The organism is Pseudomonas sp. 2FE, from assembly GCF_005503735.1.
In the GTDB taxonomy this organism is placed as follows: domain Bacteria; phylum Pseudomonadota; class Gammaproteobacteria; order Pseudomonadales; family Pseudomonadaceae; genus Aquipseudomonas.
Genome location: NZ_SCMO01000007.1, coordinates 144,417 through 156,301 on the forward strand (window position 1 = coordinate 144,417; position 11,885 = coordinate 156,301).

At 59.0% G+C, this 11,885-nt stretch carries 10 protein-coding genes and 2 pseudogenes; 6 read left to right on the forward strand and 6 right to left on the reverse strand.

Annotated features, from left to right (window positions below):
* Positions 1 to 31 precede the first annotated feature (31 nt).
* The 5 genes from FFS12_RS13250 (at position 32) to FFS12_RS13270 (ending at position 5,393) form a co-directional block, all read left to right on the forward strand.
* Positions 32 to 790, forward strand: a complete 759-nt coding sequence (locus FFS12_RS13250; RefSeq protein ID WP_137887246.1) for an enoyl-CoA hydratase family protein — start codon at positions 32 to 34, stop codon at positions 788 to 790.
* 14 nt (positions 791 to 804) lie between these two features.
* The gene (locus tag FFS12_RS13255) at positions 805 to 1,971 is read left to right on the forward strand and encodes an acyl-CoA dehydrogenase (RefSeq protein ID WP_137887247.1); all 1,167 of its coding nucleotides are present in this window, start codon (positions 805 to 807) and stop codon (positions 1,969 to 1,971) included.
* A 10-nt stretch (positions 1,972 to 1,981) separates the two neighbouring features.
* Entirely contained in the window at positions 1,982 to 3,037 is a 1,056-nt protein-coding gene (locus FFS12_RS13260) for an acyl-CoA dehydrogenase family protein (RefSeq protein WP_137887248.1), read from the forward strand.
* 147 nt (positions 3,038 to 3,184) lie between these two features.
* Positions 3,185 to 4,333 (forward strand): acetyl-CoA C-acetyltransferase, encoded by a 1,149-nt coding sequence (locus FFS12_RS13265; protein ID WP_137887260.1) that lies wholly within the window; start codon positions 3,185 to 3,187, stop codon positions 4,331 to 4,333.
* A gap of 184 nt (positions 4,334 to 4,517) precedes the next feature.
* Entirely contained in the window at positions 4,518 to 5,393 is an 876-nt protein-coding gene (locus FFS12_RS13270; protein ID WP_137887249.1) for an SDR family oxidoreductase, read from the forward strand.
* A 114-nt stretch (positions 5,394 to 5,507) separates the two neighbouring features.
* Here FFS12_RS13270 and amrS read toward each other — a convergent pair whose 3' ends face one another.
* From amrS to FFS12_RS13285, 3 genes and pseudogenes are all read right to left on the reverse strand, one after another.
* Positions 5,508 to 6,596: an AmmeMemoRadiSam system radical SAM enzyme gene (gene amrS / locus FFS12_RS13275; protein WP_137887250.1), complete on the reverse strand. Its 1,089-nt coding sequence runs from the start codon at positions 6,594 to 6,596 to the stop codon at positions 5,508 to 5,510.
* Positions 6,589 to 6,747 (reverse strand): annotated as a pseudogene (locus FFS12_RS20480) (AMMECR1 domain-containing protein); the annotation flags it as partial. The pseudogene FFS12_RS20480 and the gene amrS, both read right to left, overlap by 8 nt.
* 16 nt (positions 6,748 to 6,763) lie before the next feature.
* Positions 6,764 to 6,904, reverse strand: coding sequence for a hypothetical protein (locus FFS12_RS13285; protein WP_256657382.1), 141 nt, complete (start codon positions 6,902 to 6,904; stop codon positions 6,764 to 6,766).
* Between the two features lie 27 nt (positions 6,905 to 6,931).
* On the opposite strand from FFS12_RS13285, the pseudogene FFS12_RS13290 reads away from it, so the two are divergent.
* Positions 6,932 to 7,350 (forward strand): annotated as a pseudogene (locus tag FFS12_RS13290) (short-chain dehydrogenase); the annotation flags it as partial.
* Positions 7,351 to 7,576: 226 nt separating this feature from the next.
* Here FFS12_RS13290 and FFS12_RS13295 read toward each other — a convergent pair.
* The 3 genes from FFS12_RS13295 to FFS12_RS19930 all read right to left on the reverse strand — a co-directional run.
* A complete protein-coding gene (locus FFS12_RS13295; protein WP_137887251.1) occupies positions 7,577 to 9,121 on the reverse strand; it encodes a DNA polymerase in 1,545 nt (514 codons plus the stop codon).
* On the reverse strand, positions 9,114 to 10,970 hold the full coding sequence (locus FFS12_RS13300) for an RNA-directed DNA polymerase (protein WP_137887252.1): 1,857 nt from the start codon (positions 10,968 to 10,970) through the stop codon (positions 9,114 to 9,116). Before FFS12_RS13300 ends, FFS12_RS13295 begins: the two co-directional genes overlap by 8 nt.
* Before the next feature lie 662 nt (positions 10,971 to 11,632).
* On the reverse strand, positions 11,633 to 11,885 hold a 253-nt coding region (locus FFS12_RS19930; RefSeq protein ID WP_218568979.1), incomplete at its 5' end, for a hypothetical protein.

Consider the following 11,885-nt stretch of genomic DNA (forward strand, 5'->3'; position numbering starts at 1 on the left):
CGATTTATGTGGCGAATTTAGGGGGAGTCCGATGAGCAAGCCATTCCACACGAGCATCGACAATGGCATCGCCGAACTGGTGTTCGACCGGCCGCCGGTGAACGCCTTCGACTGCCAGGGCTGGGCGGATATCGCCAGCACCATCGACGGCCTCGGCCGCGACCCGGCGGTGCGGGTGATCGTCATCCGCGCCGAGGGCCGCGGCTTCTGCGCCGGGGTGGATATCAAGGAATTGGCCGCCGACGGCAACCTGATAGTCGCGGTGAACAAGGGCAACTACGACAGCTTCAAGGCCATCCACCGCAATCCCAAGCCGGTGATAGTCGCGGTGCACGGCTTCGTCCTCGGCGGCGGCATCGGCCTCTGCGGCGCGGCAGACATCCTGGTCGCCTCCGACTGCGCGCGCTTCGGCGTGCCTGAGGTGGACCGTGGTGCCATGGGTGGCGGCGCGCACCTGCAACGCCTGTTCCCGGTGCAGAAGGTCCGTCACATGTACTTCACCGGCGAGCCGATCGACGCCGCCGAGGCCTACCGACTGGGCGCGGTGGAGCGGGTGGTCAAGCGCGAAGAATTGCGCGAGGCAGCGCTTTCCATCGCCCGCCAGATTGCCGCCAAGAGCCCGGCGATGATCGCCCTGGCCAAGGAGGCGCTGACCGGCATCGAGGACGGCAACCTGGAAGACAAGTACCGCTGGGAGCAGGGCTTCACCCTCGAGGCCTACCGCTCGCTGGATTCCCAGGAGGCGCGCGATTCCTTCGTGGAAAAACGCAGCGCCCAGTTCAACGGCTGACAGGACAGAATTCTATGGACCTTAGCTATACCGAGAGCCAGCAGGCCTTCCGCGCCGAGGTGCGCGCCTGGCTGGCGGCCAACGTGCCGAGCGAGCCGCTGCAGTCCTTCGACACCGAGGAGGGCTTCCGCCAGCACCGCGCCTGGGAAGCCAAGCTCAACGAGGGCCGCTGGGGCATGGTGACCTGGCCGACCGAATTGGGCGGGCGTGGCTGCGACCTGATCGAGTGGCTGATCTTCGAGGAAGAGTATTACCGCGCCGGCGCGCCGGCACGGGTCAACCAGAACGGCATCTTCCTGCTCGGCCCGACCCTGATGGAGTTCGGCAGTGAGGAGCAGAAGGCCCGTTTCCTGCCGCGCATGGCCACCGGCGAAGACATCTGGGCCCAGGGCTGGTCGGAGCCGGGCGCCGGTTCCGACATGGCGGCGATCCGTGCCAAGGCCGAGCGGGTCGGCGACAAGTACATCCTCAACGGCCAGAAGACCTGGTCGACCCGTGCGGTCTGGGCCGACTGGCTGTTCGGCATCTTCCGCACCGACCCGCAGTCCAGCCGGCATCACGGCCTGACCTTTATCCTGCTGCCGCTGGACAGCCCGGGTATCACGGTGCGGCCGATCCCGCAGCTCAACGGCCTGCCGGGCTTCGCCGAAATCTTCTTCGACGATGTCGAGGTGCCGGTGGAGAACGTGCTCGGCGGCGAAGGCATGGGCTGGCATGTGGCAATGTCCACCGCCGGTTTCGAGCGCGGCCTGATGCTGCGCTCGCCGGCACGCTTCCAGGAAACCGCACGGCGCCTGGTCGAGCTGTACCTGGCCAACCGCGAGGAGGCCGACCGCGACCCGGCCATCGGCGAGGCGGTGATGCGCGCCTACCTGGATGCCGAGGCCTACACCTTGGCCACCTATATGACCGCCTCGAGCCTGGTGCAGGGCGGCAAGATCGGCCCGGAGTCCTCGACCAACAAGATCTTCTGGTCCGAGTTGGACCAGCGCATGCACGAGACCGCCATGAGCATCCTCGGCCTGCGCGGCGAACTGCTGCCGGAGGCGCCGGACGCGGGCGAGGTCGGCCACTGGCTGGACGGCTTCCTGTTCGCCCAGGCCGGGCCGATCTACGCCGGGACCAACGAAATCCAGCGCAACATCATTGCCGAACGCATGCTTGGCATGCCGCGCGCCTGAGGGGCAGACGATGGACTTTAGCTTTAGCCAGGACCAACTGCTGTTCCAGGCCAACGTCAGGAGCTTCCTGACCAACGAAGTCATCCCGGAGCGCATTCGTGAACTCTGGCAAACCGACAGCGGCCGCAGCGACGAGCTCTGGGCGCAACTGGTCGAACTGGGCCTGACCGCCATGAGCGTGCCGGAAGCCTTCGGCGGCTTGGGCATGACCGAGCTGGATTTCGTCCTGCTGGCCCAGGAGTGCGGCTATGCCGGCCTGCCGGAACCGCTGGTGGAGACCATGCTGGTCGGCGTGCCGTTGCTTAGCGCCTTGGACGATACCCACCAGGCCCTCAAGAGCGAGTGGCTGACACGGGTGGCGGAGGGCGGCGCGCGTCTGGCGGTGGGCCAGCCGGGTAATCCGCTGGTCAGCGATGCGCATGTCGCCGATCTGCTGCTGTTGCCCCACGGCGATGAGGTGCACGCCGTGCCGCGCGCGGCGGTGAACCTGACCCGCAACGAGTCGGTCGACCCCAGCCGCCAGCTGTTTCGTGTCGACTGGACGCCGAGTGCCGCCACCCGCGTTGCCGAGGCGGAGCAGGGCCGGACGCTGTGGGCCGCGACTTTCAATCGCGGCGCCCTGGGCACGGCGGCCCAGCTGTTGGGCCTGGCCAAGCGCATGGTCGACCTCGCAGTGGACTACAGCTTCGAGCGCAAACAGTTCGGCAAGCCGGTCGGCTCCTTCCAGGCGGTCAAGCACCTGATGGCCAACGTTGCGGTGCAGATCGAGTTCGCCAAGGGCCCGCTGTACCGCGCCGCTTACTCCTTGGCCGAGGGCTTGCCGGGGGCGGGCGTGCAGGTCTCCCACGCCAAGCTGGCTTGCGCCGAGGCCGCTCTGTTGGCGGCCAAGAACGCCATCCAGACCCATGGCGCCATGGGCTACACCTGGGAGGTCGACCTGCAGCTGTTTATGAAACGCGCCTGGGCCCTGGACAAGGTCTGGGGCGACCGCGGCCTGCACAAGGCGCGGGTGCGTGAGGCGTTGTTCGGCGGCGCGCTGACGCCCGGCGCCGGGAACACCTTTTAGCCCGTAGCCCGGATTGCATCTGGGCTACCCAACCAACGCCAACTTGTAGGGTGGAAAACCGCACAGCGTTTTCCACCAAGAGCGGTGGATGTGCACAGCGACATCCACCCTACGGCCCTGACCCTTTATCTGTTTGAGGTTTTTGACATGGCGGAAGCCTTTATCGTCGACGCCGTCCGCACCCCCACCGGCCGGCGCAAGGGTGGCCTGAGCCACATTCACGCCGCCGACCTGGGCGCGCACGTACTGCGCGCGTTGGTCGAGCGCAACGACATTCCCGACCACGAATACGATGACGTGATCTTCGGCTGCGTCGATACCATAGGCCCGCTGGCCGGCGACATCGCTCGGACCAGCTGGCTGGCTGCCGGGTTGTCGCAGGAGGTGCCGGGCACCACCATCGACCGCCAGTGCGGTTCCTCGCAGCAGGCCGTGCATTTCGCCGCGCAGGCGGTGATGAGCGGCACCCAGGACGTGGTGATTGCCGGTGGCGTGCAGACCATGACGCAGATCCCGATCTCTTCGGCGATGACCGCCGCCGAGCCGCTGGGCTTTAGCGATCCCTTCAGCGGTTCGGAAGGCTGGGTGCGCCGCTATGGCAAGCAGCCGCCGACCCAGTTCCGCTCGGCGCAGATGATCGCCGAGAAGTGGGGTCTGTCCCGCGCCGAGCTGGAGGCCTATGCCTTGGAGTCCCACAACCGCGCCCTGCGCGCCATCGAGGAAGGCCGCTTCGCCCGTGAGATCGTCCCGCTGGCGGGTGTGCAGCATGACGAAACCCCGCGCCGGACCAGCCTGGAGAAGATGGCCGAGCTGGACTTCCTGTTCGGCTGCGACCGGGTTACCGCGGCAGTTTCCAGCCAGACCTGCGACGCTGCCAGCGCCATGCTGATCGTTTCCGAGAAGGCGCTGAAGCAATATGGCCTGACCCCGCGGGCGCGCATCCAGCACATTAGCGTGCGCGCCGCAGACCCGATCTGGATGCTCACCGCGCCGATCCCGGCCACCGCCTACGCGCTCAAGCGCGCCGGCATGCGCCTGGAGCAGATCGACCGGGTGGAGATCAACGAAGCCTTCGCCGCGGTGGCCATGGCCTGGCTCAAGGAGACCGGCTACCCGCACGAGCGGACCAACGTCAACGGTGGCGCCATCGCCCTCGGCCATCCGCTCGGCGCCACCGGCACCCGCCTGATGTGCAGCTTGCTCCATGAGCTGGAGCGCAGCGGCGGCCGTTACGGCCTGCAGACCATGTGCGAGGGCGGCGGACAGGCGAATGTCACCATTATCGAACGGCTCTGAGACCTCGGCCCTCTCCCCAACCCTCTCCCCGTCGGGAGAGGGGGCTATCCGTGGATACACAGGATTCAGTTGGTCGCGGGAGCTTTCTCCCCCTCTCCCATTCTTTGTTCATGAAGAGTGGGAGAGGGGCCGGGGGAGAGGGGGTTAATAAGTCATGCAATTTTTGAAAATTCGGAGAACAACAATGCCTATTTGCAAAGACCGTGTAGTGATCATCACCGGCGCCGGCGGCGGGCTGGGCAAGGCCTATGCGCTGGCCTTCGCCGCCGAGGGCGCCAAGGTGCTGGTCAACGACATCAAGCTCGAGGCGGCGCAGGCCGTGGTCGCCGAGATCCGTGCCCAGGGCGGCGAGGCCGTCGCCAATAGCCACGACATCACCAACTACGCCGACGCCGCGCTGATAGTGCGCCAGGCCATCGAGAGCTTCGGCGCCCTGCACGTGCTGGTGAACAACGCCGGCATCTGCCGCGACCGCATGTTCGCCAGCCTGACCGAGGCGGACTGGGACGCGGTGATGGCGGTGCACCTCAAGGGCCACTTCTGCATCGCCAGCCATGCGGTCCAGTACTGGCGCGAGCAGGCCAAGGGCGGCGCGGCGGTCAAGGCGCGGATCATCAACACCAGCTCCGGCGCCGGCCTGCAGGGCTCCATCGGCCAGTCCAACTACGCCGCCGCCAAGGGTGGCATCGCCGCCCTGACCCTGGTGCAGGCAGCCGAACTGGGCCGCTACGGCATCACCGCCAACGCCCTGGCCCCGGCCGCACGCACCGGTATGACCGAGCAGGTATTCGCCGACGTGATGAAGAAGCCGGAAGACGGCTTCGATTACTTCGCCCCGGAGAATGTCGCGCCGCTGCTGGTCTGGCTCGGCTCGGAGGAATCGCAGGGGGTGACCGGGCGGCTGTTCGAGGTCGAAGGCGGCAAGCTGTCGATCGCCGATGGCTGGCGCAAGGGCCCGGAACTGGACAAGGGCGGCTGCTGGCAGCCGGAGGAGCTGGGCGCGGTGGTCGAGCAGCTGATCGCCCAGTCCGTGCCGGCGCAGAAGGTCTACGGCAGCTGAGGCGCGCCGATCCTTCCCAGGCTCCGCCTGGGAAGGCCGCCCCCGGCGCCCTCGCGCCCGCCGCCGGTCAGGCTCTCGCACTGGAGCCAGGGAGCCATCGAGCAAGCGCCCCTGTCAAAGGCCGGGGTTCAGCCGCACGGGAATCCGCCGCTGGCCGAAGGCGCCGGCATAGGGGCCGAAACGCCCGGCGATGGGGGTGTGGCACTGCGGGCAGTGGCCGTCCGCCGTCACCCGGTAGTCGAGGATGCGGTACCAGTCACGCACAATCAGTTCCTCGCCGCAGCCCGGGCAGCAGGTGGTGCCGCCCTCGGCATCGTGCACGTTGCCGGTGTAGGCGTAGTGCAGGCCCTGGTCACGGGCGATCTGCCGGGCGCGGCTGAGGGTCGCCGGCGGGGTCGGCGGGGCGTCGAGCAGCTTGAAGTCGGGGTGGAAGGCGGTGAAGTGGATGGGCACATCCGGCCCCAGTTCCTCGTGCACCCATTTGCACAGAGCCTTGAGTTCGCCATTCGAATCGTTGTGGCCGGGGATCAGCAGGGTGGTGATTTCCGTCCAGACCTGGGTTTCGTGGTGCAGATAGGCCAGGGTGTCCAGCACCGGCTGCAGGTGCGCGCCGGTGAGCTTGTAATAGAAGTCGTCGGTGAAGGCCTTGAGGTCGACGTTGGCGGCGTCCATCACCGCATAGAATTCGCGCCGCGGCTCGGCGTGGATATAGCCCGAGGTCACCGCCACCGTCTTGATGCCGCGGGCCTGGCAGGCCAGCGCCGTGTCTATGGCGTATTCGGCGAAGATCACCGGGTCGTTGTAGGTGAAGGCCACACTGGCGCAGCCCGCGTCTTGCGCGGCCAGGGCGATCTGCTCGGGGCTGGCCTGATCCATCAGGCGGTCCATGTCGCGGGACTTGCTGATGTCCCAGTTCTGGCAGAACTTGCAGGCCAGGTTGCAGCCCGCCGTGCCGAAGGACAGCACCGCCGAGCCGGGATGGAAGTGGTTGAGCGGCTTCTTCTCGATGGGGTCGATGCAGAAACCGGATGAGCGACCATAGGTGGTCAGCACCATCTGCTCGCCTTCGCGCTTGCGCACGAAGCAGGCGCCGCGCTGGCCGTCGCGCAGCTTGCAGTCACGGGGGCAGAGGTCGCACTGGATGCGGCCATCGGCCAGGGGATGCCACCAGCGTCCCGGGTAATGCTCGGTAAAGTCATTCATGGTCTACCTCCCGCCACTTGCTGGCGCTGTAGCGCGCCAGGCGGATGTCCGCATGCCAGAAATCGGCGGGCAGCCCCGCCTTGCGTTTCAGTTGCGTCAGGAAATCTGCCGGGTGGGGCAGGCTCCCCCACACCTGCGGCAGGAAGGTGCTACGGGCCTGCCGGTACTTACAGGATCAGGCCGTCGCGGCCCGGCCGCAACTGCTCCCGCACTTGCCGCGCGCTGTCCGCCGCCAACGCCTCGGTGGCCGAGAGTGACGACACTTCGATGCGGGCCTTGGCCAGTTCCTCCCGGGTCAAGGCAGGCAAGCGTGGGCCACGGCTGGCCGCCCCGACGGCATTGGCCTGCAGGGTTCCATCTGCCAGTCCAACTACGCCGCGGCCAAGGGTGGCATCTGGTGCAGGCCGCCGAGCTGGCGCGCTACGGCATCACCGCCAACACCCTGGCCCCGGCCGCCCGCACCGGCATGACCGAGCAGGTGTTCGCTGACATGATGAAAGCGCCGGAAGACGGCTTCGACTAGTTCGCCCCGGAAAACGTCGCGCCGCTGCTGGTCTGGCTCGGCTCGGAAGCCTCCCAGCACGTCAGCGGCCGTCTGTTCGAGGTGGAAGGCGGCAAGTTGTCCATCGCCGACGGCTGGCGCAAGGGCCCGGAGCTGGACAAGGGTGCCCGTTGGGCGGCGGCCGAGGTCGGCGCGGCGGTGGAGCAACTGATGGCCCAGGCCATGCAGGTGCAGAAGGTGTATGGCAGTTGAGGCTGAACCGACAGGAACGACCGGGCCGTATGGCCCGGTCGTTCATTTACGGATTCGCGTTAGTCATTCCGTCAGATGGCTGCTATCGACCCGATATAGGTAGTCCGTCCCGTCTTCCGTAATACTCGGTACGGCTGGCAGATAGCTGTCAGCGAAGGCGGAAAATGTATGTCTAGGTATCGAAAACGTTCGATTTAGGAGGGGTTTGATATGAGGATAAAGTAGATCAGTTAATAAAAAAATTGCTGAGTGATGCCTTGCCAATAATTTTGCCCTGGAAATGGTCTGTCATTGTCGCTGAGAACATCTTGGCAACAATATTGGCATCAAAGTCATTGGAGTGCTGGAAGAGTACAGCATCGTGCATCGGAACTTTGATTTCAATGCGGCGCTCATTTCTTAGATTCAGAAGGGCCTTCTTAAATATCAGTGATGCAGTACCTTGAACCAGTTGACTTACAGCGGACCTTTTTTCTTGTTCCGTTAGCGGGCCGGTTCTATCGCGTTTCATATGATTGCCGAGACAGGTGCTTATACGGCTGTACTCCTTGAACTCGGCTTGAACTGAGTTTTTCCATTTTTCGAAAGTTGTAAATTTGTTGAAAAAATCTTTGGCGGCTTGTCTGTCTGCGCCATAACCGGAAGCTGCATCGTACAAGCTTTGTCTCCTCATGCCGTAAGCGTATGAGAGAAATAGTCTTTTGGCCTCTTTGCGATTCGTCTTGTTTTTGAAGATATCTTCGGATGCTGTTTCGTAGAGGTCACCGTTAGCATAGAGCTTTAAAATTTCTTGATCGCCAGACAGAGCTGCCATTATCCCAGCTTCATATTGCTCGAAGTCTATATATGAAAATTGTTTGTCAGGGTCCGGAGATAAAATGTTTCTATGTTGTTTGGCCAGGTTTTGTAAGGATGGGTCTTTGTAATATATCCTCGATGTTATCGATCCAAAGATGTCTGCTATTGGGTATATTCTTTTTTGGCTTAGCGGTATTAGGTTTAGCACCTTTCGGGACTTTGCGATTTTCATAAGTTTTAGAAAGTCGACTGCAAAGTTGTCAGGCATTGGTACGAACTTCAATACATAGTCAACGTTAACGCCGGAGAAATCGTAGCCCTTGGGTTCAAGGTAATTGATGATATCATCGTCTGTTGGGATTTCTAGTGGCATATTGTATTCGGCTGAGAACTTTTTTAGTGCCGTGTAGTATTCAAAATCTATATTCTTTTTGTGGAAGCGTAACTGATCTGTATTTATGGTGATGCCGTCTGATATGGAACGTGTCAACTGTTCTGTAACCGGGCGTTCAATCTGAATGAACCGCTCCCACTCATTGGATTCTTTAGCTGCTGCTTCTATTTGCTCAGAGAGCATTAGCATAGCTTCGCCTATAGTTGCGAGCACCCCGTCATCGATTTCAGATGTTCGATTAAATATAGACAGGTACTTCTTAACTACCTCGGCGTCGGTGAATTGGCTGAGTGATTTTGCTATGTCTACTTTCTCTCTTGCTTCTCGGTCCGCCCGTTTGCCGGATGTTGAAATTCTCAACTCTTCAATGTCGGTAACTGATTTTGGTAGCTGTCTTGTTGCATGGTATATGGTCGGTGCAATAAGCCAGTAGTCATGACAAATTATTTCGGATTCTTCTCGAACTAATTCTTCTGCCGATGTCTCTGTGAGTGTATTGTCGTTCCATATGTAGAGTTTATCCCTGCCTTGTTCGGTATAGTCGCGGATGAAGATTAGAACTTTTTTATGATTATTCATACGGACTTATTTCCTCATAAATACTTAGTGCGCTAATGGGCTCTCTTTCGACTAAGGGGATGCCGTTTTCAAAGTATGGTTTGGCGCGAGACGCGGTCCATTTAAGCTTTGTACTGAGCTGGGGGAGTAGTGGCGCAATTTCTTCCTTGGTGAACTCGCTGGCGGCTAAGAGAAAGTTTCTCTGATGGTAGTAGGGCCAGTCAATACTGAACTCTTGGATTAGAGGTTTGAGTTCTTCGGTTTCATCTACACAGCGCAAATAGATGAATATTGCTGAGCACTCCGGTTGAAGGACGTCCGATCTTATCTTTCTTCTGGCGAGTTCGAGAGTGCCATCGTTTTTGTGCTTTGCTCTTGCAAGCAGAAGCCAAAGGTGAAAATTTTGCCATGAGTAAATTGAACGGTCGTGGTCTTGCAGGTACAGAGATATTTCTTCTAGTTCTTGTGGGGTTGGATTGAGTGCCCATAGAATTCGGCAGTATTGGTCTGTAGAGGCGGCGTGTTCTTCTAGGGTTTTGATTAGCAGTGTTTTTAGGTCTACTGCTAAATCGGTGTGTATATCGAATAGATTTGCTTCTGTTAATTGTATAAGTCGATTTATGGCAAAGCGAAACTGCCTTGATTGTGATTGCTTTTGGTCAATGCATTCGCGCAGTAATTGATGGATATATTTTGCGGATCTAGCTATTACTCTTCTGCTCCTAGATCGCCACATGCTATCAATGGTTAGGCTGCGATCGTCAGAGGTCGGAAAATTTTCGTTGACCTCTTCTGCTGAACTTTCGTTACTCAGGATTTTTGTTTTTCCCGAGTTTATATTCATACCCACTGTTCTGAGTTGGTTGATAAGTTCAGTTAGTGCTTTTTTTGCTGTTCGCGGTGTCTCGCATATTATTCTGATGTCATCGACATATCTGTAGTAGTCGTAACCAAGCTCTGCCATTTTGTGATCGACAGCATTTAGTACGACGTTTGCTATAAAAGATGAGGCGTCACGGTTTTGAGGAAGGCCGTGTTTCTCGTTGTAGCCCCAGCGAGATAGAAGTTCGCATAATGTGTGTATTGCGTTGCGGATAAGTAGCTTTTGTGGTCCGCTTGCATTTATTTTTGCTATGTTTATTTCAAATGCCGATTTTATTGTTTCTATAGATATGTTTTCAAAGTAGTTAATGATATCTGTAACTAGCAACGCTTGATTATTTTGTAATGCTGTTCTAGTGACTCCTTCGAAGGTGCTCCAGAGGTCGATGCGGCTTTTGAATATATATCTTTCAGATGCCCTGTTCTTGTTAAATCTGTGGCCCAGGACTCTATGTGATAGCAACGGATCGTAAAAAGGAATCAAGAAAGAGCAAATAGCCTGGTAAATGAATCGATCATAGAAGTCGGTTTCTAGGGAGTACCTTAAGCCTATTCCCTTTTTAGGTATGTTATAGACGGTTCTTTTTGCACCTAAATATTTACCGTTTCCATCTAGTATTAGATTCTGAAGGTTTTCATGTAGATATTTTTTGTTTTCGAATAGGTCACGGTGCTGGATTACATCGACAAACCAGTCGTCTCGCATGTCTTGGTTTAGATGTTGCAATACTGTATCTGTTTCTATATCGAATGCGAGAATTTTTATCGGTTCTTTTTTTTCTTCTTTGATGATTCCTTGGTCTACGCACCTCTGTATAAGTGATCGTAGTTTTCTTTGGGTTTTTTTGTTCTTTATGGCAGGATCGTTGCTGTTAATTAGATCGATGATTGAATTGAGGTGCTTTGTTATATCGTCTCCCGCTGTCGCACTTTCATCTTCTGTTTTGGTGTGGGATTCCTGTTCTTCGTTTTCTTGTTCCTGCGACATATTTCATTCCTAAAATATTCGTAATTGCTTGTCCTGTGTTTCGTAGAGTATTTCGATAATCGGCATCTTTTCAAGTCAATTATTGCTTGATGCCAGGCATGGAGAGGATGTTTACATCGATGCGTTGTGACGCTAGTGATGTGCTTGGGCTTTTTGTAGCCGATGCGGCACATACTGTGCAGTCCATCGAGCGGCTCTATGCTCTCTTCGTGTAGACCCCACGTGTGCTAAACGAATGGCTGCTTATGGCCCAGAGCGTGTAAAAACGCGGCGAGCGTTGGAAAGCAGATACTTCGTTGATGCTTCACCGTTCTGAAGACCGTGGGGGCTTCAGCCAGGCTTAATCGGTGTGCCGGGTACTCTTCTGGGTTTTGGCCTCCGAGAACCTCCTGCATGCGGTTATCGCGCAGAAGAAAAGGCCTCAGGCCCTCAATGCCGCCATCAAAGCACTACTGCCCAGCAGGTTCAGCACCCGTTTGAGGTTGGGGTAATGGGAGACAGTACCTTTTTAACCGTGCTACCCCATCCGACTAAACCCATTCCCCACACTGCAGCCAGGTAGGATGGGTTGAGCCTGCGATACCCATCAATGGGTCAACGAGGTTGCCGGAGTGCCTGTGGGCAGCGGCGATGGGTATCGCTGCGCTTAACCCAGCCTACGGTCAGCGCTTTGCCAATAGCCCCAGGCTCTCCCCCAACCGCCGCGCTAACTCGCGCTCACCGGCCGCCACCGCGCGGTCGCCCTGGGCCAGTTCGCTAAGGCTGGTGTGCATGGCTGCGCCGAGCAGGAGCAGGGCGCTGGCTTCGGGGTCGGCCAGTGGCGGAATGTGGCCGAGGCGCTGCAGTTCGGCGAGGCGCTGGCTGAGGGTGTGGTGGGCGGCGTAGCTGCTGGCGCTGTGCGGGTCGGGCTGGGCG

Excerpts from the sequence above, each read along its gene's own strand:
- FFS12_RS13250 (WP_137887246.1), top strand. The coding sequence starts at position 32 with ATGAGCAAGCCATTCCACACGAGCATCGACAATGGCATCGCCGAACTG.
- FFS12_RS13255 (WP_137887247.1), top strand. The coding sequence starts at position 805 with ATGGACCTTAGCTATACCGAGAGCCAGCAGGCCTTCCGCGCCGAGGTG.
- FFS12_RS13260 (WP_137887248.1), top strand. The coding sequence starts at position 1,982 with ATGGACTTTAGCTTTAGCCAGGACCAACTGCTGTTCCAGGCCAACGTC.
- FFS12_RS13265 (WP_137887260.1), top strand. The coding sequence starts at position 3,185 with ATGGCGGAAGCCTTTATCGTCGACGCCGTCCGCACCCCCACCGGCCGG.
- FFS12_RS13270 (WP_137887249.1), top strand. The coding sequence starts at position 4,518 with ATGCCTATTTGCAAAGACCGTGTAGTGATCATCACCGGCGCCGGCGGC.
- amrS (WP_137887250.1), bottom strand. The coding sequence starts at position 6,596 with ATGAATGACTTTACCGAGCATTACCCGGGACGCTGGTGGCATCCCCTG.
- FFS12_RS13295 (WP_137887251.1), bottom strand. The coding sequence starts at position 9,121 with ATGAATAATCATAAAAAAGTTCTAATCTTCATCCGCGACTATACCGAA.
- FFS12_RS13300 (WP_137887252.1), bottom strand. The coding sequence starts at position 10,970 with ATGTCGCAGGAACAAGAAAACGAAGAACAGGAATCCCACACCAAAACA.